We start from the raw sequence: 22,036 nt of genomic DNA, 5'->3' as shown, positions 1-22,036 counted from the left end.
GGCCCGTTGGTCAAGTGGTTAAGACACCTCCCTTTCACGGAGGTAACAGGGGTTCGAGTCCCCTACGGGTCATATTTACTTCTTGGAGATTTAGCTCAGCTGGGAGAGCATCTGCCTTACAAGCAGAGGGTCGGCGGTTCGATCCCGTCAATCTCCACCATTTTTCTTAAATAACACGTTCACTTTATTGGGGATTAGCCAAGCGGTAAGGCAACGGACTTTGACTCCGTCATGCATAGGTTCAAATCCTATATCCCCAGCCATTTATGAGTCATTAGCTCAGTCGGTAGAGCACCTGACTTTTAATCAGGGTGTCGAAGGTTCGAGCCCTTCATGACTCACCATTTTTCTTACATGCGCGTGTGGCGGAATTGGCAGACGCACTAGACTTAGGATCTAGCGTTTCACGACGTGGGGGTTCAAGTCCCTCCACGCGCATAGGTTTTGCGGACGTGGCTCAGCGGTAGAGCATCGCCTTGCCAAGGCGAGGGTCGTGGGTTCGATTCCCATCGTCCGCTCCAATCTTTTACAAGGTTTTATTTGCGCCCTTAGCTCAGCTGGATAGAGCGTTTGACTACGAATCAAAAGGCCAGGAGTTCGAATCTCTTAGGGCGCGCCATTTTTTCTAAAAGTGAATAAACGCATAACGGGATGTAGCTCAGCTTGGTAGAGCACCTGGTTTGGGTCCAGGGGGTCGCATGTTCAAATCGTGTCATCCCGATCGTTTTGCGGGTGTAGTTCAATGGTAGAACTTCAGCCTTCCAAGCTGATAGCGTGGGTTCGATTCCCATCACCCGCTCCATTTTTTAATTCAAAGACCGGAAACGGTCTTTTTTTGCTATATATAAGTATAAAAAACTTATCATAGCTATGGAATCATGTAGATCCTGTTCTATAAATGTTGTACTTTTTTCACTTTAATTTATTCGTTTGTCGACGGAAATACTATGTTAAAAGAAGAGATATATTCTCTCTATTGATGTAAAATAACGAATACGATAGTTGACAAAATGCTTTTAGGGCAGGTGTCAATTTTCATTGTGATTGATTGGTTAAAAGTTTGCATAATCATTCATAAGTTCAAAATTAATTAAAGTAATCAGTGTAGCTTTGTTGTATGATGTTAAGAAGATGTTAACATATAGAGGAATTGACACCGGTGAAAGATAGGAGGAAGAGCATGTCTGAGTTGACAGTGAATGCTAGTAAAAATCATTCTAACAACTTGCTGCGGCGAGATGTACGTTTTTTGGGGAATATTCTAGGTGAGGTGCTTGTCCATCAAGGCGGACAGGAACTTTTGGATATTGTTGAAAAAATTCGTGAGCTAAGTAAATCATTGCGTGCAGTAGCTTTACCTGAGGTTTTTGAGGAATTCAAAACACTTATCAAAAATCTGGATTCTGATAATCGACACCAAGTAGTACGCGCTTTTGCGATTTACTTCCAATTGGTGAATATTGCAGAACAGAACCACCGTATTCGTCGTAAACGTGACTATGAGCGTTCTGCTGGAGAAACGATTCAACCTGGTTCTATGGAAAGTGCTGTTCAAGAATTAAAAGAACAAAACTTTACTGCAGACGAAGTAGAGGCTATTTTGGCTGACCTTTCGTTGGAATTGGTGATGACAGCTCATCCTACAGAAGCGATGCGTCGTGCCATTTTGGATATCCACAAACGTATTTCAGAAGACGTTACTCTTTTAGACAATCCTACACTGACTTTCCGTGAGCGCGAGCAATTACGTGAAAAGTTATTGAACGAAGTGATTACATTATGGCAAACCGATGAGTTACGTGATCGTAAGCCAACTGTATTGGATGAAGTGCGTAATGGGATGTATTATTTCCATGAGACTTTATTTGATGTATTGCCAGAGTTGTATCAGGAATTAGAACGCTCTTTGAGTAAGTACTATCCAGAGCATGAATGGCATGTACCTAGCTTTTTACGTTTTGGTTCTTGGATTGGTGGAGATCGTGATGGTAATCCTTCTGTTACAGCAGATGTGACTTGGAAAACATTACAGATGCAGCGCCGCCTTGCGATTCGGGAATATCAACGTATTTTGACAGACTTGATGAAATCATTAAGCTTCAGTACAACTATTATTGATGTATCTGAAGAATTGTTATCTTCTATTCAAAAAGATCGTCTCCATGTAACGATTGATAAGAAGTTCAGCTGGAATAATGAAAATGAACCTTATCGTATTAAAATCGCTTATATGTTGCGTAAATTAAATAATATATTAGATGAGTCTAAAAAAGGGACAGCCGAAAGTTATAGTCATATGGGTGAACTTTTAGAAGATTTGCGAGTGATTGATCAAAGCTTGCGTCATCATTATGCAGATTATGTGGCGAATACATATGTGAAAAAGTTGATTCGTCAGGTAGAACTGTTTGGTTTTCATACAGCGACGTTAGATATTCGTCAGCATAGTCAAGAACATGAGAATGCACTGACTGAAATATTAGCGAGTATGAAAATTGTAGAGGACTACTCTAAGCTTAGTGAAGAGGAAAAGATTGAACTTCTTGGTAAGTTGCTAACAGATCCTCGTCCTTTGACATCAACATACCTAAATTACAGTGAAAGCACTGAAGAGTGTCTAGCTGTATACCGTACTATTTTCAAAGCACAAAAAGAATTTGGTACAAACTGTATCTCTAGTTACTTGATCAGTATGACGCAAGGCGCTAGTGATATTCTTGAAGTGATGATCTTTGCTAAAGAAGTAGGTCTGTTCCGTCAAGATCCTGATGGTACAGTTCATTCTACACTTCAAGCAGTGCCTTTATTTGAAACGATTGATGATTTGCATGCAGCACCACAAATTATGCGTCAAGTATTAAATTTACCTGCTTACCGTCAATCGGTTGCAGCTATGAATAATTTGCAAGAGATTATGCTTGGTTACTCGGATAGTAATAAAGACGGCGGAGTAGTGACAGCGAACTGGGAACTACGTCTAGCTTTGAATGAGATTACAGCGATGGGTGCAGAGTATGATATCAAGCTTAAATTTTTCCATGGACGTGGAGGCGCTTTGGGACGTGGAGGCATGTCTCTAAACCGTAGTATTTTGGCACAACCTCCTCATACTGTAGGTGGCGGTATCAAAATCACAGAACAAGGTGAAGTGATTTCTTCTCGTTATTCTTTACAAGGTATTGCTTATCGTAGTCTAGAGCAAGCTACCTCAGCTCTGATCACTTCAGCTATTATTGCTAAAGTAGGAGAACCTGAAGGGGAGAACAATAAGAAGTGGGAACAAATCATGGAAGACATCTCGGAAGTGTCACTCCATAAGTATCAAGATCTTATTTTCCGTGATGAATCCTTTATGAGTTTCTTCAAAGGTTCTACACCACTACCTGAAGTAGGCGAACTTAATATTGGTTCTCGTCCTTCTAAACGTAAAAATAGTGATCGATTTGAAGATTTGCGTGCGATTCCATGGGTATTCGCTTGGACGCAAAGTCGTTACTTGTTGCCTGCATGGTATGCAGCTGGAACAGGTATTCAACACTTCTATCAAGATAAAGAAGAAAATATGGCTGTCCTTCAAGAAATGTATAAAGAGTTCCCATTCTTTACTACATTAGTGGATACGCTACAAATGGCTATTGCTAAAGCAGATCTGATTATAGCTAAAGAGTATGCAGGCATGTATAAAGATGAAGAGCAACGTGAACGTATTTTTGGATTGATTCAAGAAGAGTTCAATCGTACTCGTGATCTTGTTCTTAAAATTACTCATCAACAAGATATTTTGGATAATGTACCTGTTATTCAGGAATCGGTGCGTTTACGTAATCCTTATGTAGATCCACTCAGTTATCTTCAAGTACAATTGCTCAATGAGCTACGTGAACTTCGTGAGCAAGATGAAGATAATCCAGAATTGCTACGTGAAGTATTGTTAACTATCAATGGTATTGCAGCAGGACTTCGTAATACGGGTTGATGTTACATCTTATCTTTAGTTGAATCGTAAAATAAGTCTTAGAATAGTCGGAATATACATTATGGCTACAAATAATGATATATTCCGGCTTTTTTTTGTCTGAAAGTTTAAAATTCGCAGGATTACGATTGCAATTTTGGCTTGATTGAATTACGATTTGTAGTGGATTGTAAAATAAATCTATTGCTACACATACATATAGGGTACGAAGTCTGGGGGAGTGATGGTGGATAATATAGAAACGAGATTGGTCAAACTAGCGCTTAAAGGAGATCAGCGTGCTTTTGCCGAAATCGTTGAATTATACAAAGATAAAATTTTTCATTTGGGCTATCGGATGCTAAGTAACCGTCATGAAGCAGAAGATGTTGTACAAGAAACCTTTTTACGGGTGTATAAAAACTTAGATCGATATGATCAGAAACAGAAGTTTTCTACATGGATTTACCGAATAGGGACTAATCTGTGTATAGATCGGTTACGTAAGCGTAAACCTAGTTATTCCTTAGATGCCGAATTAAATGATCAAGATGGAACAGATGGATATGCTCTTTTACCTGGTGATGAACGAACACCTGAAAGTGAATATTTACTGTCAGAAACGCAACAATTGATTCATCAAGCGATTGATTCTTTGCCTGATAAATATAAGACCGTTATGGTATTGAGGTATTTACAAGAGTTGTCGTTACAAGAAATTAGTGAAGTTATGGATATGCCTGTAACGACGATCAAAACACGTGTTCACCGTGGTCGAGAATTTTTACGTAAAAAATTAGAACCCAAACTATAAATTAAATTAGAAATTGTGAAACCCATTGAAATACAATTCGTATTTAAGAAGGTAGAAGCTGTTTCAACAGCTTCCTTTTGGTTATACGTGTTGAAAAAGTATTTGAACAGAAAGGATTGGCTCATATGGATTGCAAACTGGCCGTCTCACTGATGCACGAATATTTAGACGGCGACTTACTGGATGAAGAAACAGATGAATTGAAGCAACATCTGGCTGAGTGTTCGGAATGCCGTGTAGCATTTAAACAGTTAGAACAAACAGATATGCTTCTTTTCGCCGTAAATCACCGCAAGCCGCCAGTATCTGATGAGCTCACTGCTCGAATCATGCAGTCTTTACCCAAGTCTAAACAGACACATGTTTGGTGGACTTGGCTAAAACGACATCCTGCATTAACAGCAGCGGCAGCTTTCTTTATTATTTTGCTCGGAACACTTCCATTATGGAATGAAGGCCCGGAAATGATTGTCAAAGGCACAGATTTGGATCAAGTGGTTATTGAAGGAAATTCTGTAATTGTACCGGAAGGTCGCACGATCGCTGGTAATTTAACGATAGAAAAAGGACAGGCTAAGATTTATGGCGATGTAGAAGGAAATGTTACTGTGATTGATGGTGGTATCTTCCAAGCAAGTACAGCGCATATTTCTGGACAAGTTCAAAGTATTAATCAATCAGTAGATTGGGTTTGGTACAAAATCGCAAATGTATTTTCTGAAGTCGCCTCTCCTTGATTTGTGATTATTGCCTGAAAGGCGCCTCTTTTAAAGAAGGCGTCTTTTTGCGTGTGTGCTTATAAAACGTGTACAATAAGAAAATAGTAGGTTGCAACGATAGAAGTATCGTTATACCCTAGATATAGTAGTATTTTGTTAAACAATAGTTAGGATCAGTACAAATAATTCATAAAAATAGATTTATTGCGCATTTGGTGGCAGGTTTGGGTAATCTTTTATACAAAACCTACTTTCTGTATATACAGTCATGAGGAAAATAATAGATTAAGGGTCCACTAGATAGAACATGACGGGGGTTTCAGTATGGATTATTTTACGAGCTTAACCTGGAAAGATTCGATCAAAGATATCATTGATATTTTAATCGTCACTTATATTATTTATCAGTTAATTCTATTGGTTCGTGGTACACGAGCTGTACAATTACTGAAAGGTATTTTGGTGCTTGTATTTATCTGGGCAATTAGTAGTTGGTTTGATTTGTATACATTGAAATGGTTAATGAATCAGGCGTTTACGTTTGGTGTACTGGCGATATTTATTATTTTCCAACCCGAACTGCGACGTGGACTAGAGCAATTAGGTCGAGGTAAAATTTTTGGTCGAACGTTAGCGGATGATGAAGAGATCACCAAGATGGTCAACGAAGTGATCAAAGCAGTTCATTATCTATCCAGACGCAAAATAGGAGCTCTTATTGTATTTGAACGTACAACAGGTCTGAATGAGTATACGGAATCGGGAATCAAAATGCAGTCGATGGTGAGTTCAGAACTGCTTATTAATATTTTTATTCCAAATACCCCTCTACATGATGGAGCTGTTATTATACAAGGTCAACAAATTTCAGCAGCAGCTTGTTATTTACCACTGTCTGAGAATCCATTTATAAGCAAGGAATTAGGAACAAGGCATCGTGCAGCTATAGGAATTAGTGAAGTTGGCGATGGCGTATCTCTGATTGTATCGGAAGAAACAGGTCAAGTATCACTGGCTATGAATGGACAAGTTATTCGTGATATCCATGAAGAATCATTGATCTCTAAATTGCATGATGCATTGAAACCAAAAGTAACCACAAAAGAGAAAAAAAGCCCGTTCTGGAAACGTAAAGGAGGGGAGCAGTAATGATGGATAAATGGATCAATAACAACACAGTTGCTAAAGTATTGGCTCTGGTTGTAAGTATACTACTGTGGGTTATGGTCCATCTGGATGGAGGAGCCGCTTCAATTCGTACAACCTCCGTTTCTTCAGCGATGGGAACCAATGTGATTGATAATGTACAGGTTCAAGCGTATGGATTTGATGAAGATAAATATGTACTCAAGTCGCTTGATCCGACACGGGTGAGTATTCAGGTAAGAGGACAGCAGTCTGATCTGACTTCATATTTCTCATCAGAGAGCTACAAAGTGAAGGTAGATCTCAGTCAAGTTACTCAAGCAGGGACAGTGACATTACCTTTAATTCCTGAACTACCAGCCAGCGTACAGTATGTATCCATGAGTCCAAGTACAGTTAAAGTCACGATAGAAGAAAAAACATCCAACGCTTTTGAACCGGAAATTGTAACTCAAGGAGAACCGGCTACAGGTAATCAAGCAGGCAATCCTGTGATTACAGATGGAACAGACAAAGTGACGGTTACACTACCTCAAAGCAGACTTGAAGATGTGCAAAAAGTTCAAGGTGTGGTCAATATTGAGGGAGCAACGGATACCGTCTCCAAAACTGTATCTCTAGTGGTCTATGCCAAAGATGGATCTGTGATCAAAGATGCTGTCGTCTCACCAGCCAGTGTCAAAGTAGAAGTGCCTATAGGGACGTCTGTGAAGACTTTACCTCTCAATCTTAGTTATACCGGTGAACTTCCTAAGAGCCTGATATTAGCCAATACAGAAGCAAGTGTGAACGAAGTGACTGTATATGGATCAGAGAAATCGCTAGCGGCGTTAGGAGATTCGATTACAGCCACAGTAGATTTAGGATCGATCAAAGAAGCAGGGACAACAAATCTAACAGTGAAGTTAGATATTCCTGAGGGTGCTGATCGAATAGCGCCGTCTACAGTTCAAGTGAAAATTACTGCGGAAGCTTTCTCACAAAAAGATATTGCTAATATTCCAGTGATCTTTAAAGGGGCTAGTGAGAACTATACCAATGTGATTACAGATCCAGCTAATCAGCAGGTGACACTCAATGTTAAAGGTACACCTGAAGCGCTAGAAGCTTTAAAACCAGCTGATATTGAAGTGTCGGCTAATATTAGTGGCAGAAAGCCAGGCACGTATAAAATTCCTGTACAAGTGATTTTGCCAGATACGATTGCTCTATCTGATCCAGCTAGCGCACCTACAGTTACAGTGACGATTAGCGAAAAAACAGATACTACAACGCCAAAGGATCCGGCGGATACGGATAATTCAGGAACAGATACTACCGATGGTACAGGTAGTGGGACTGATTCAGGTACGGGTACAAGTGGAACGACAACACCGGATACAAGTAACCCGGAAACGACAACTCCTTCAGAAGAAACGCCTACCACTCCAGAAGGAACCACACCTGAACAGAATCCTGAAAGCAACGGATCTGCCGGAGCAGAGAATGGTGGGACAACAACGATTCCTCCAGATAACAGTAATAGCAATAGTAATAGTAATGGTACAACATCAGAGGCGGCTACCAATACAAAAGCTGTTTTTCCCAGTACGTACCGATAAGTCATAGATAACGTATAGTATTGACTTTATGATGGGGTCAGCGTATAAAGGATAAGATTGTCTATTGGGTTGTATCCTGTCCTATAAGATGTATTTTCTACAATATCGTAAACGAAGTTGCTACAATCATAGAAATTATAATTTGAACAATAATAAGGAGCACAATAAATAATGGGTAAATATTTCGGAACAGACGGTGTACGAGGCGTTGCTAACAAAGAATTAACAGCAGAGATGGCTTATCAGATCGGACGCTGTGGAGGGTATGTACTTACTCATGGAGCAGAGAAACCGACAGTAGTCATCGGGATGGACACTCGTATTTCTGGTCTGATGCTGGAATCTGCATTGGTTGCTGGATTATTATCAATCGGTGCACATATCATCCGCTTGGGTGTAGTGAGTACACCAGCAGTAGCTTATATTACGCGTCTACTGAAAGCCGATGCAGGTGTAATGATTTCAGCTTCGCATAATCCGGTAGAAGATAACGGAATTAAATTTTTCGGTGGAGACGGCTTTAAATTAACCGACGAAACTGAACTTGAAATCGAAGCTTTGATGGATACTAAAGAAGATACATTGCCACGTCCGGTCGGAGCAGAACTTGGAACAATTATTAATGACGATACATCTAAATTCAAGTACTTGGAGCATTTGAAATCTACAATCACTCATTCTTTTGCAGGGATGAAAATTGTAATGGACTGTGCAAATGGAGCAGCTTACGAATTGGCACCTACTTTTTTCAAAGAGTTGGGCGCAGAAGTCATTACGATTGCAGCAGAACCTAATGGTCTGAATATCAACGATCACTGTGGATCTACTCATCCTGAAAAGTTAAAAGAAGAAGTTCTTCGTCATGGCGCACATATCGGTCTTGCTTTTGATGGAGATGCAGATCGTCTTATTGCGATTGATGATAAAGGGGAAGAAGTCGATGGTGACTATATCCTTTGTATCTGCGGAGATGCGATGAATCGTGCAGGTAAATTGAAAGATAGCATGATTGTATCCACTGTGATGAGTAATATCGGTTTCTTCAAAGCGACTAAAGCTCTTTCTTTGGAAACGAAGATTACAGCTGTAGGCGATCGCTATGTGATGGAAGAAATGAAACGTGGAGGATATACGCTAGGTGGCGAACAATCCGGTCATGTGATTTTCCTCGACTATATTACAACAGGTGATGGAATCTTAACAGCAGTACAATTAGTAGATACATTAGTAGGCTCTGGCAAATCATTGAGCGAACTCAAATCAATGATGGATAAATATCCGCAAGTACTGGTAAATGTACGTGTAGAAAGCAAAGCACGTTATGAAGGCAATACTGCTATTGCAGCTGCTGTTAAATCAGTCGAAGATCAATTAGGCGATAACGGTCGGGTATTGGTTCGTCCATCAGGAACAGAATCTCTTATTCGTGTTATGGCTGAAGGTCCAAACAAAAATGAATTAGAGCAATATGTAGACCAAATTGTAGATGTAGTTAAAAAAGAATTAGTCGTGTAAATCATTTATATTTGAATAGAAGGTTACTAGATGACGATATTATGGGCAGATATATGCTGTTCAGTAGATCGATTCTAGTGACCTTTTTTATAGAAGATAATGCGTCAGATCAAGGAATAAGGTTAAATAGTAAGAGGCTTGGCTGTGACAAAATAGCTGGTTAGAATGACTGAAATTGATTTGTGAGTATTTTGTCAGATTTTTATCATTGTTTTATAAAAGATTAATAGATATAATGTACAAGTTACCAAATGTAATGTAAATGTAATGTAAATGAAATCTAACGTACTCAAATATAGAAAGTGAGGATAGAGGTAGGCATAAAGATTCACTAAGCGCCAGAGCTTGATCGCTACGGAGAAATTAGATCAAGCTGACGAGGTGGAGGTGTTCGAATGTTCGGCGGGGGCCTCCCGGTGACGCATCAAACCGTGAAGCAGAATTTAAAAGTAGGGAGTGATCTCTGCGACAAAGATTCTGTTTGGTGCATATGTATACACACAAAGCTGAATGATCAGCATAAGATAACGACTATTTTCAAAAAAATTACTAATGTGCATAGAGCATGAGCAGGATAACAGCATCACATAGAATGTACATTGAAAGCTAAATGATTGATTAAGTGATCAATCCTAGGACTCCAAACTAAATATGGTTCAGAGATAAAACACAGTGCATACCTATTCTAATGTCATGATCTGTATATCCCTGACTCTTGTTCTAATGTGCAATTCACGTCATTAGACGAACATTCGAACGGAGGAATACAACGATGTGTGGTATTGTTGGATATATTGGGAATAAAGATACGCAAGCTATTTTGGTGGATGGACTTCGCAAGTTAGAATATCGTGGTTATGATTCAGCGGGGATTTCTGTTTTTACAAGTAAAGGATTGCAAGTGGTTAAAGCTTTGGGTCGTATGACAAACCTGGAAGCAAAATTAGAAGATCATCCTTTGGTAGGTAATGCAGGGATTGGACATACACGCTGGGCAACTCATGGTAAACCATCTGACCTTAACTCTCACCCACATACAGATGGAACAAGCAAATTCTCTGTTGTGCATAACGGAATTATTGAAAACTATTTGGAGCTTAAAGATGAATTGATCTCTTCTGGTGTTGTATTTGTATCGGAAACAGATACAGAAGTTATCGCTCACCTTGTGGCTCGCGAATATGACGGAGATATCGTTAAAGCTGTACAAAAAGCAGTAACATTTATGCGTGGTGCTTTTGCACTTGGCGTATTAACAGAATATGAGCCTAATAAATTAGTCGCTGTACGTCAAGCAAGTCCGCTTGTTATCGGCGTAGGTAAAGGCGAGAACTTTATTGGTTCCGATATTCCTGCAATCTTGAAATATACACGTGATGTGTACATTTTGGAAGATGGCGAAATGGCTGTATTGACTGAAGATGCAGTAGAATTGATGACGATTGAAGGCAACTTTATTTCTCGGGAAATATTCCATGTCGATTGGGATGCAGTAACCGCAGAAAAAGGCGGATTCGATCATTTCATGTTAAAAGAAATCTATGAGCAACCTAAAGCGTACCGTGATACAATGCTTGGTCGTATCAATGAAGATGGTAAAGGTGTTCATTTCACAGACTTGAAATTAACTAAAGAACAAATTAAAAATATTCGTAATATCCAGATCGTTGCTTGTGGTACAGCGTATCATGCAGGTCTTGTAGGACGTAATATTATTGAAAACCTAGCGAAGATTCCTGTAGAAACAGATGTAGCTTCTGAATATCGTTACCGTTCACCAATCATTGCTAAAGACACTTTGGTGATTGTAGTGAGTCAATCCGGTGAAACAGCAGATACATTAGCGGCTCTACGTGAAGCACAAGCAAATGGTGCTCATGTTATTGCTGTAACGAATGTCGTGGGTAGTTCGATTGCTCGTGATGCCAATGATGTTATTGCTACATTAGCAGGTCCAGAGATTGCTGTAGCTTCTACTAAAGCGTACACGTCTCAATTGATTGCTTTCTACCTATTGGGTCTATATATGGCTGAAATTCGTGGAACGAAAACTACTGAAGAAATCGCTCATATTCTTGCAGCAATGGATTCATTACCTGAGCAAGTAGAGCAAGTATTAACACAAGCGCCGATCATCAAAGAATATGCAGAGCATATCGCTCAACATAAACATTTGTTCTTTATCGGACGTGGTGTGGATTATGCGGTAGTACAAGAAGGTTCTCTGAAATTAAAAGAGATTTCTTATATCCACTCAGAAGCTTATGCAGCAGGCGAATTGAAGCATGGTACACTTGCTTTGATTGAAGAAGGTATTCCTGTAATTGCGCTAGCTACACAAGAAGATGTGCTTGAGAAAACACTAAGCAACATCAAAGAAGTGAAAGCTCGCGGTGCAGAAGTGATGGTTGTGAGTTATGAAGAACGTCGTGAAGAGCTAATGAAATCGGTAGATAAAGTATTATCGATTCCAAGAACATTGCCATTATTGACTCCAGCATTGTCTGTAGTTGTATTGCAGTTGTTAGCTTATTACGCTTCACTAGCACTTGAGCATGATGTGGACAAACCACGTAACCTTGCGAAAAGTGTAACGGTAGAGTAGTATTTCCGAGTGATTAAAGCTTAATTTTCTACAAAATAAGATTTAACCATATAAAAAGCCGAGTACTATTCAGGTTCATTCCTGATATTGACTCGGCTTTTTTTTGCTCATAATCACATATTAAATGATTCGATTATAGTAATTACTTCACAGCACCTGCGGTAATCCCACTAGCAATCTGACGTTGGAAAAAGATATACATAATCAATACCGGTATAATACTGATAAACAATCCTGCAAATAGTGGACCCCACTCTGTACGATACTGCATCTCAGCTTGCATTACAGCGATACCAATTGGGAGTGTATAATGATCAGGATCATTGACCAATACCAGTCCAACAAAATACTCATTCCAGATATTTAGAATATTAACGATAGCTACTGTTACAAGTCCGGGTTGAGAAAGGGGAAGCATGACTCTAAAAAAGGTACCAAAGTAAGAAGCACCATCAATTGCTGCGGCTTCTTCTAATTCTTTCGGTAATGTTTTGAAAAAGCCAACGAGCACAAATACCCCAAAAGCGATCAATGTAGTGGCATATACCAGAATCAAACCGATCGAAGTATTAATCAGATTAAGCTTGTTCATTAAGAAAAATAATGGAATCAATGCCAGACTAAATGGAACCATCATTGAACTGATGTATAAAAGAAACAATACGTTACTACCTCTAAATGGATAACGAGCCAGTACATAAGCTGTAGTCGCTGATAAGACTAAGCCTAAAACAGTTGAACCCAGTGTGACGATTAATGAATTTGTAAAATATTTACCGAAGTTATACGTTTCCCATACATACGTAAAGTTGCTCCATAACAAAGGAACATCCGGTAACGCCCATGGAGGGTTGGCATAAAATTGTTTGTTATCTTTGAGTGCATCGAGCAATGTCCATAGTAGTGGATAGAGTACGGTAATACTCCAAGCACCTAGAATAAGATAGAAAAAGATACGAATAATAGGATGACGAATACCCATAATACTGCCCATCGAACTCCTCCTTGATTAACGCTCTGATAACCCGCGATGTGGAGTCAGACCGATTGAATAATGTGATTTACATCAATTAGGGTAATTCTATTAATTCATTTCGACTGTTTCCTGACGCATAATACGCTGTAACGCTACGGTAGTAATCAACGACATGATCAAAATGACAACACCAATTGCCGCTCCATAACCAAAGTGGAATTGTTGGAAAGCCATTTGATAGAGATAAGAACCCATAACTTGCGTCGAATTATCCGGACCCCCATTGGTCATAATCATAACGATCACAAATGAACCATTGAGCGTAGTCATCATAATATTCAGTACTGATACTTTGATCTGTTCCCAGATCAGCGGTAGCGTGATATGAGTGAACTGATGCCACTGCCCTGCACCTTCCAGTGAAGAAGCTTCATAATACGATTCAGGAATACCTTGAATCGCTGCAATCAGCAAAATCATATAGAAACCAATACCTGCCCAGATCGAAGGCGGTAATAACATCCAGATCGTATGAAAAGGAAAGCCTAACCATGCTGTTTTGACTTCAGTGCCTGTAATCAATGAAAGAATCGAATTGAGAAAACCGATCTGTGGATTATAGATAAATGCCCATAATACTCCGATAACAACAACAGAAATGATATTTGGAATAAAAAAGATAGAGCGGAAAAATAAAGCGAATTTGAGACGGAAGCGAGTTAATGATACTGCAAAAAAAGTAGCTAACAACATAATGCCGATCATTTTACCAGCAACCAGGAAATAATCATTACCGATCGCTTGCCACATAATCGGGTCATGCATCAGATCGACAAAGTTTTTGAGACCGATAAAGTCTTTATTTTCAGAAGAACCTGACCAGTCAAATAAGGAGTAATATAATGCCTGTATAATCGGGTAGACCATAAACAGACAGTATAGAATAAGCGTAGGTAAAATAAAGGTTAAAATAAATACATTCCGTTGCCAATGTCGTGAAGTCATAAGTACACCATCCTTTTCTTCGATCCCGCCTATTTAATATCTAAAAGTAAAACAGGAGACAACCGGATGATAAGCATCGGGCCGTCTCCTGTAGTTAATAGATATTAATTAGCTGCTTTTTGAGCGGCAGCCGATACGCGTTCAATCCATCCGTTAGGATCAATAGTACCGATCGTTAATGCGACTGTAGCGTCATTCATTGCTTTTTCTACATCAGCATTGAACGTAATGGTAGGTACGACAATGGTATCTTTAGAGTTCAGGTATTCTGCGGCTTGTTTTACAAAAGCAGGCGCATTAGAAGCACTGATATCTCCTTTGATATTAGAAGGAGCACCACTTAATTCAGCCCATTGTGAAGCTTGCTTTTTGGCGAAAATAAATTGGATAAAAGCATAAGCGGCTTCTTTATTTTTGGCTTTGGCAGCGACACCTACTGTAGCTGTAGAAGTAACTGCAATAGATTTACCACCGGGTTTCTGAGTAATAGATGGCATAAATCCAAAGTCGAACCCTTCAGGGACATCTTTGGACATTTCATTAGGCATCCACAATCCGTTAGCGATAAAAGCATCTTTGTGTTGCAAGAATAGCATTTGAGAATCGGTATGATTTAACTGCACAGCGGCTGGATCGATAATACCGTCATCTCGCATCGTGACGATCTGATTCAGTGCTGTCATCACAGCAGGGCTTTTGAATGCTTCTGGATCATTAGCAGCTATTTTTTGCAAAATAGAGAAATCATCATTATTGGCAGACACCATCGCTGGATACAAGATAGAGTTGTTAATATAATAAGGATAGATCCCTGTATGAATAAATGGCGTAATACCTTTAGCTTTAATCTCTTTGCTTACAGCGACAAAAGAATCGAAGTCTGTTGGTGCTTTCCAATTATTATCTGCGAATAATTTTTTGTCCCAGAAAATACCCCATGAACTTAAAGCGAGTGGAATATTGTAAGTTTTACCACTGTAATCTTCAGGTGCTTGAGTAAGAGATTCAGAGATCAGATCACCATCAACGGTTTTGGCTGTTTTGTACCATTCGGTTAAGTCTTCTAGTTGTCCGTCTTCAATCATTTGACGAGCATTCAGACCCGCACCATCAATATATACAAAATCAGGTGGATTACCACCTATCCAGCGGGGTTTCATTTGATCGTTGATTTTCGGTCCTGCGCTGACTTTAATCTTCAGATCGGGGTTAGCGGTTTGGAATTCCTCGACGACTTTTTTCCACCAGGCATCACCATAACCACCTACAAAATATTGAACTTCAAAATCTCCTGTCAGTCCTTTACCTGATGAAGCTGTTGTTCCTGTGCTTGCCGTTCCACTTGCTGCATCGTTGCTACTACCACAACCTGATAATGTAAATACAGTCAGCAATGCCGCTGCACTTAATACAGATAACCTTTTTTTCCATGACATAAAAAATCAAACCCCCTATTGATAATTTAAATCACGCTAAATGTTAGTCCTGCAACGATTTGGCGTCTTCATTTATCATAAAGGATTTGATTGTAAGATTATATTGAATATATTATTTTAAATCTTGAATATTTTACGAGATATGAGTTTTATTCGTTAATTATAGGTTAAATATAGTTACTTACTATGTTATATATGTGATATATTTCACTGAGTAGGGATCTGATAGAGTGTTTGCTGTCGTTCGGCGTATTGTTGTACTTGATTCAGTGCAGCTTGTGGAGTAACACCATTGTATAAAATAGCATTACCCATTTTGCGAGTTAATGCCATAATATCTCCCCATTCCGGTTGTTGAAGTGGATAGAAGTATGCACTTTCCAATCGCTGAATATCAGCTTCCATGATAGGATCTTCCAAAGACAATTTACTCGCTACCGTAGTGGTTACTGGAATCATGCCTTCTTGCCGTATCATTTCTTCATAATTCTCATCATTGTATAAATAATCTAAAAAGGTAGATAAAGCTTCTCTATTCGTATGATCTGTTTTAAATGATAACATCACATCTTGCACACCAAAATTCATTGGAGGCTGACCGTCTTTTACCGGAATGGCCCCATTACCCCACGCTGTATTTGGAAATTCACGTTCTGTGACAGAAGCAAAATAATTGCCACTGATCATCATGCCTAATTGCCCATCACCGAGAATACGTTGTTTTTCATCTCGAATGGTAACAGTCGGTTCAGGATCGGTTAATCCTTGTGTATATAATTGCTTGAGGTACGTAAGTCCGGCAACATTTTGTGGAGAATTAATATCCCATTTTCCGTTCTTCATCCAACCTCCCCCTGCACCAAAAAAGAAATACGATAAATAAGCAGGGATTTCATTATCGGTTAAATCGACACCAAAGCCATAAGCTCCAATCGCTTTGAGTTTGATTGCATCTTGCGTCAATTGTGACCATGTCTGTGGAGAACGAGTGATACCGGCTTGTTGAAAAAGATTTTGTTCGTAATACAACTTGCGAATTGTAGCTACATAAGGAATCGCATACTGTTTCCCCTGAATACGATCAAGCTTGGATAAATGAGGTGAAAGTTTATTTTTAAGATCATCGGATATTAGATCATCCATATTGTTGAGTAAGTCATCATGTCCAAAGCGAGCATACATATTCATATTCAGTAAGTCTGGCGGATGTCCTTCACTAATCATCGATGTATATACGCCGTCGATTAGATCCCAATTGACCACTTGTAGCTCTACTGTAATCGAAGGATTTTCACGCATAAAGTTACGAACCAGCTTTTCCAGTAAAGGCTTGGTACTTGAACTATACTCGGCAGCTACAAATTGGATCACGGCTTGTTGCTCGGTAGTGCCCACAGGAGCAGGAGCAACCGCAGATGATGTACAGGCACTGAGCAGCAACATCAAGCATAAACTACTAAGCGTTATCCCAATCAAACGATTTGATCGCATAGATTAACCATCTTTCTGTTTTATTTTTCGTAGAAAGGAAATAGTAATTTTTGATTTTCAGGCGTATACATTGTTGTTGGTGTAATCACTGTCGAAGGAATCATCGTGATAGAGTGTTGGCTGCTTAGAGAATTGGAATCGGTAAGAACTTTTTGCACAGCCAGATACCCCATATTAAAAGGTTTTTGTACAATTAAAGCATCTAACGTTTTTTCCTCTAGCAATTCGATCTCATAAAAAGAACTATCAAAAGCGATAAACATCATCGAATCCAGGTGACGTTCTTTGAGTGCACGAGCAGCACCGACTGCAATAGGTTCATTCATAACGATCAATGCATTAGGTCTAGGGTATTCATCAAGTAATTTGGTAGTGAGTACATAGGCTAGTTGTTCTGATTCTCCGGAATAGTATGTCGTGGTGTGACTGTGAGCTACTGCGCCCAATACTTGCTTAATTCCTTGTTCACGTGCTTTGAAAATACTAGAAGATTGATAATCGCCAATAATCGCTACATAAGGTGCACTATTGGTCTGATAAGCCGCCATTCTCCCTGCTTGCATCCCCATCTGCACATGATCACTAGAAACAGAAGAAGGCGCATTGTTTACAGGTAAAGGCGTATCCATCACCACTACAGGAATATGGGCATTTTGTAGACGAGTAATCCCATTCAGTACACGTTGATCATTCAAAGGAGCAATAACAACAGCACGTGGCTTAAGAGTCAGTGCGTCTTGAAGAGCATTTAACTGACTATTGATATCTGTATCATCGAGAGGGCCAGAGACTAGAAATTGAACTCCTTTTTCTTTGGCTGCTTCTTCAGCACCACTACGTACGGTTTGCCAGAAATCCGATTGAGGACTATTGGACTTCAGAATAATCATAATCGTTCCTTCTTCTTCATGAGCTGAGGTGAACCAGACAAAATAACTAATAATATAAAGCGCTCCTGCGACTAATAAAATAGCGATCCACCAGATGATACGTTGATTCCTCATACGCAATCTCACTTTCTCTTTTTCATAAAATAACAGGTACGCGGATCGTCACGATGGTACCTTCGCCAAGTACACTGGTCATCGTCATTCCATACGTTGTTCCAAAATAAAGTTGAATCCGTTCATTCACATTGCCAATTCCGATACCATGTTGTGTATTCGTAGCTACCGGTCCTTGAGTCACTTCAGCTAATCGTTCGGCTGTCATCCCCAATCCATTATCTCGCACTTCAAAAATCAATTGCTCGTCTTCTTGCCATGCTGAAATGTAAATGATTCCGGGTGTCGTCTTGCTACGAATGCCATGATAAATCGCATTTTCGATAAAAGGTTGAAGTAGAATTTTGACAGTTTTATAGTGCAAAATATGTGAAGGAATATCAAATACATAATCTAATTGCTCACGATAACGCATTTTCTGAATAAACAGGTACTGACGAATATGTTCGATTTCGACTCGGATCGATACCAATTCTTGATCACGAGTAATACTAGCACGGAACATTTTGGCAAGAGCAGAAGTCATATCGACCACTTCTTCATGTTTTTCTTGTTCAGCCATCCAGATAATCGAATCCAACGTATTGTAAAGGAAATGAGGATTAATCTGTGCATGTAAAAGCAAGAGTTCAGCTTTACGCTTTTGCTCACTATTTTGGACAGTTTCATCCATCAGATGCTTGATTTCGTTGACCATCACATTGAACGATTGACCTAATTGATTGATCTCATTATCTTCTTCAAGGGAAGTCTGGATATGAAAGTTACCCAATTCAACTTGCTTCATATCACGCTGTAATCGTTTGATCGGTTTGGTTAAATGTAAAGATAGCAATAACGAGATCACAATTGAGATTCCGATACCTAGCAGAGCATACAGTAAAATAGAATGTTGAATAGAAGATTTGTTAGCGATCAGATCATCACTGTAAGTAACCCCTACGATTTTCCAACCTAAGCCAGTATCCTGTACCGAATAGATTCGTTTGCCTTTGGTATCATCGACTGTAAACGATTGACCACTTGAAGTACTTAACACTTGTGGAATTTCTTCTGTGGCTAGACTGCTATATAACAGTTGTTGTTGCGGATGATAAATAATATTGCCTGTACCATCTACAATAAAGACATAGCCTTTTTTGCCTAAATAAATCTGGCTACACATCTCGTCGATCACACTTAAATTCAGATCCACCACAAAAATACCTTCAGGCGTAATCCCATCATTGCTTTTAAGTTCACGACTGAGTGAGATCACCCAGCGATATTCACCCCGAATTACATTTTGAATATGAGGCGGAGAAACGATCGACTTGCCATTCATTTTCTGTGCATCGGTATACCATGATTGTTGCTTGGGATCGATATTAGGATTGAGTGCGGTAATTCGGCGATCGGATACGGTGCGACCGTTGTAGCCAAATACCATAATCGAAGCGATATCGTTACGGCTATACAGAATATTTTGAAATAAATCAGAAATCCGCTTCTCATACGGACGACTATCGCTTTTGCTAATAAAGCTATTGCTCGAAATATAATAGGTGACATCTTTATTGGTTAAAGCGAGTAATGAGATATTTTCCATATTATCAATATACGATTGGATATTGGTATTGACCTGACGCATAATTTCTTGAATATACACCTGAGAATTCTGTTCTGCGGCATCAACAGTCAACCGGTAATTGTTAAGACTGATAATCGCGATCACGATCAGAATCAGACCGGAAAAAGCAACCAATAAGCTGGTCGTCAAGCTTTTCCATTTCCAGGTGGTAAAGATTCTGAATAGATCACGTAGCATTTATGGGGACAACTCCTTTACTTGCCGATGCTGTTCCCGATATTGTTTGGGAGTAGTACCTGTATGCTTTTTGAATGAAGAACTAAAGTAATTGGGATCGGTATAGCCTACCTTTTCAGCAATTTGATAAAATTTATATTCAGTCAAACGCAGTAATTCTTTGGCTTTATCCATCCGAACACGTGTTAGATACTCTACGTAGGTCAATTCAGTATGTTGTTTAAAAGCTTGGCTAAAACTGCTTGTACTCATAAGCACATGACTGCATATTTCTTGCAAAGATAAATGGGCTTCAGCATAGTGTTGTTCGATATAATAGATGGCTTTTTGAATATGTTGCTGGCTATGAATCTGTGTCTGTTCGTTAAGAAGAGTAAATGTAGCATAAAGAGCATCGTTCCATTGTTGCAACATCTGTTCTAGTGTAGGAGCAGTGAGCCACTGAGATTGCTGAATCCAATCATTCCAAACTGATTCTAGCCCTAAATGAGATAACCAATCTTGTATGCGTTTAGCGACCTGTCGAAATTGTGAGCGACATTCAGTAGGTGTTGTTCGCTGTAGTATCATTTGCTGTGCCATATATTGCGATGCACGTTGTGCTTCAAGCAGGTGATTGTTGCTTAACTGTGCTACGATGTCTTTTTCCCAATCGGTAAAGCTTGTAGAAGGGAGTAAGGACGGCTGAATATCGGAGAGCGACAACAGAGTACCTGTTCCCAAAAGAAAGCGATAATCTAAAGCTTGGATAGCTTGTTGATATTGCTGAGGAATATCTAACAGATCCGAACAGCCTGTGCCGACTCCTGTTGTAAATGAGATCGTTATATCTGGATGATCCAAAGCATACAACTGCTGAAATACAGCTTCGATCTGTGCAGACATTGTAGATGCAGATTCTTGATCGACAGCAGTTGAAGCGAATAGATACACACAGCGAGATGAATAGATACAAGAAGCAAAAACGAATGTGGCTGGTAAAATAGTCGATAACACACTAGAAAGTTGTTGATCCAGTTGTAAGACATGTTGCAAAGAAGGAGATGTAGCATATTCTATCGTATGGTCGATATCAGGTTCGACCACAGCCATATAATAAGGAGAAGCAAGAGGAGGTAAAGCAAATTGAATTCGATGTTGTTCCCATTCTTCATGATCGACTCCTGTCGTTAATACTTTGTCCCAGAAGCGTTCTTTCAGTAAAGGTAGACTTTGTGACCACTGATCATGTAATAGGTCGATATTGTTATGCAATTGACGTTGATCATCCATTTCTAGCTTAATCTGTTGTAATAATGTACGAATTTCTTTGGCGGTAATCGGCTTAAGGATAAAATCAGATACTTTTAACCGAATGGCTCTTCTAGCATATTCAAATTCGTCAAATCCAGTTAGCAGTATCATTTTGATATCTGGATAGTGATCATGTACAAATTCAGCAAGTTCTAATCCATCAACAAATGGCATACATATATCAGAAATAATCAGATCAGGTGGATCAGCGACAATAGCGGCTTGCGCTTCAAGCCCGTTGGCATAGTCACCAGCCCATTCAAATCCATGTGTTGCCCAATCAATCCGAGTCTTTAGACCTTCACGTATAATGACTTCATCATCAACTAACATCACTTTGTACATAAGGTTCTCTCCTCTCCAAGCTTCTGACATTTTTGACAAAATATTTATCAAAGAGTAACTAAAGTTAGTGGTATGTTATATAATGTATCTTTATTTATAAGTTATTATCACGTAGGAATTTGTTCACTTTATCATGTTTTAAAAAGACTGACAACTGCTATTGTGACTATATCAACAGGAAGGAAGAGGCACATAAAATCCAGTGAAGAATCGATATCATTAGAAGATATTCAGCGCTTTTTTTCAAAAAGAAATCAGCTTCGAATCAGACTCATTGTCTATCAAGCAAATACATAAAGGATTTTCCAAAGATCAGAAATATAT

General features: G+C 39.2%; 14 protein-coding genes and 9 tRNA genes. 16 read left to right on the top strand and 7 right to left on the bottom strand.

Annotated elements, in window-relative coordinates; all coding sequences use genetic code 11:
• From PO903_RS01925 to glmS, 16 genes are all read left to right on the top strand, one after another.
• Positions 1-72: transfer RNA gene (locus PO903_RS01925), tRNA-Glu, on the top strand.
• Between the two features lie 12 nt (positions 73-84).
• Positions 85-160 (top strand) — tRNA-Val (locus PO903_RS01920).
• A gap of 28 nt (positions 161-188) precedes the next feature.
• Positions 189-263, top strand: a tRNA-Gln gene (locus PO903_RS01915).
• A gap of 5 nt (positions 264-268) precedes the next feature.
• Positions 269-344, top strand: a tRNA-Lys gene (locus PO903_RS01910).
• Positions 345-356: 12 nt separating this feature from the next.
• A tRNA-Leu gene (locus tag PO903_RS01905) sits at positions 357-438 on the top strand.
• Positions 439-446: 8 nt separating this feature from the next.
• A tRNA-Gly gene (locus tag PO903_RS01900) sits at positions 447-521 on the top strand.
• Positions 522-542: 21 nt separating this feature from the next.
• Positions 543-619, top strand: a tRNA-Arg gene (locus PO903_RS01895).
• Positions 620-647: 28 nt separating this feature from the next.
• Positions 648-721, top strand: a tRNA-Pro gene (locus tag PO903_RS01890).
• Between the two features lie 7 nt (positions 722-728).
• Positions 729-802 (top strand) — tRNA-Gly (locus PO903_RS01885).
• Between the two features lie 378 nt (positions 803-1,180).
• Entirely contained in the window at positions 1,181-3,976 is a 2,796-nt protein-coding gene (gene ppc, locus PO903_RS01880) for a phosphoenolpyruvate carboxylase (protein WP_069325698.1), read from the top strand.
• A gap of 223 nt (positions 3,977-4,199) precedes the next feature.
• Positions 4,200-4,769, top strand: coding sequence for an RNA polymerase sigma factor SigW (gene sigW, locus PO903_RS01875; RefSeq protein WP_069325697.1), 570 nt, complete (start codon positions 4,200-4,202; stop codon positions 4,767-4,769).
• Positions 4,770-4,894: 125 nt separating this feature from the next.
• The gene (locus PO903_RS01870; RefSeq protein ID WP_069325708.1) at positions 4,895-5,506 is read left to right on the top strand and encodes a zf-HC2 domain-containing protein; all 612 of its coding nucleotides are present in this window, start codon (positions 4,895-4,897) and stop codon (positions 5,504-5,506) included.
• Positions 5,507-5,812: 306 nt separating this feature from the next.
• Positions 5,813-6,637: a diadenylate cyclase CdaA gene (gene cdaA, locus PO903_RS01865; RefSeq protein ID WP_069325696.1), complete on the top strand. Its 825-nt coding sequence runs from the start codon at positions 5,813-5,815 to the stop codon at positions 6,635-6,637.
• Positions 6,637-8,235: a CdaR family protein gene (locus tag PO903_RS01860; RefSeq protein ID WP_273592455.1), complete on the top strand. Its 1,599-nt coding sequence runs from the start codon at positions 6,637-6,639 to the stop codon at positions 8,233-8,235. Before cdaA ends, PO903_RS01860 begins: the two co-directional genes overlap by 1 nt.
• A 171-nt stretch (positions 8,236-8,406) precedes the next feature.
• Positions 8,407-9,750: a phosphoglucosamine mutase gene (glmM, locus tag PO903_RS01855; protein ID WP_273592454.1), complete on the top strand. Its 1,344-nt coding sequence runs from the start codon at positions 8,407-8,409 to the stop codon at positions 9,748-9,750.
• Between the two features lie 772 nt (positions 9,751-10,522).
• On the top strand, positions 10,523-12,355 hold the full coding sequence (gene glmS / locus PO903_RS01850; RefSeq protein ID WP_069325692.1) for a glutamine--fructose-6-phosphate transaminase (isomerizing): 1,833 nt from the start codon (positions 10,523-10,525) through the stop codon (positions 12,353-12,355).
• Between the two features lie 142 nt (positions 12,356-12,497).
• On the opposite strand, the gene PO903_RS01845 is transcribed toward glmS, so the two are convergent.
• From PO903_RS01845 to PO903_RS01815, 7 genes are all read right to left on the bottom strand, one after another.
• Positions 12,498-13,349: a carbohydrate ABC transporter permease gene (locus PO903_RS01845; RefSeq protein ID WP_273592453.1), complete on the bottom strand. Its 852-nt coding sequence runs from the start codon at positions 13,347-13,349 to the stop codon at positions 12,498-12,500.
• A 90-nt stretch (positions 13,350-13,439) separates the two neighbouring features.
• Positions 13,440-14,336, bottom strand: coding sequence for a carbohydrate ABC transporter permease (locus tag PO903_RS01840; protein ID WP_069325690.1), 897 nt, complete (start codon positions 14,334-14,336; stop codon positions 13,440-13,442).
• Positions 14,337-14,440: 104 nt separating this feature from the next.
• Positions 14,441-15,772: an ABC transporter substrate-binding protein gene (locus PO903_RS01835; protein WP_069325689.1), complete on the bottom strand. Its 1,332-nt coding sequence runs from the start codon at positions 15,770-15,772 to the stop codon at positions 14,441-14,443.
• 207 nt (positions 15,773-15,979) lie between these two features.
• Complete coding sequence (locus PO903_RS01830) at positions 15,980-17,263, bottom strand: extracellular solute-binding protein (protein WP_273592452.1); 1,284 nt, start codon at positions 17,261-17,263, stop codon at positions 15,980-15,982.
• Positions 17,264-17,283: 20 nt separating this feature from the next.
• Positions 17,284-18,267 (bottom strand): substrate-binding domain-containing protein, encoded by a 984-nt coding sequence (locus PO903_RS01825; protein WP_139129191.1) that lies wholly within the window; start codon positions 18,265-18,267, stop codon positions 17,284-17,286.
• A gap of 22 nt (positions 18,268-18,289) precedes the next feature.
• Positions 18,290-20,074 carry a sensor histidine kinase gene (locus PO903_RS01820; RefSeq protein ID WP_273592451.1) on the bottom strand — a complete coding sequence of 595 codons (1,785 nt, stop codon included), beginning with the start codon at positions 20,072-20,074 and terminating at the stop codon, positions 18,290-18,292.
• A complete protein-coding gene (locus PO903_RS01815; protein ID WP_273592450.1) occupies positions 20,075-21,712 on the bottom strand; it encodes a helix-turn-helix domain-containing protein in 1,638 nt (545 codons plus the stop codon).
• Between the last annotated feature and the right edge of the window lie 324 nt (positions 21,713-22,036).

The organism is Paenibacillus sp. PK4536, assembly GCF_028594455.2.
Classification (GTDB): Bacteria; Bacillota; Bacilli; order Paenibacillales; family Paenibacillaceae; genus Saccharibacillus; species Saccharibacillus nuruki.
Note: the sequence above shows the minus strand (reverse complement) of the source record. Positions and strands in the feature narration are given on the sequence as shown.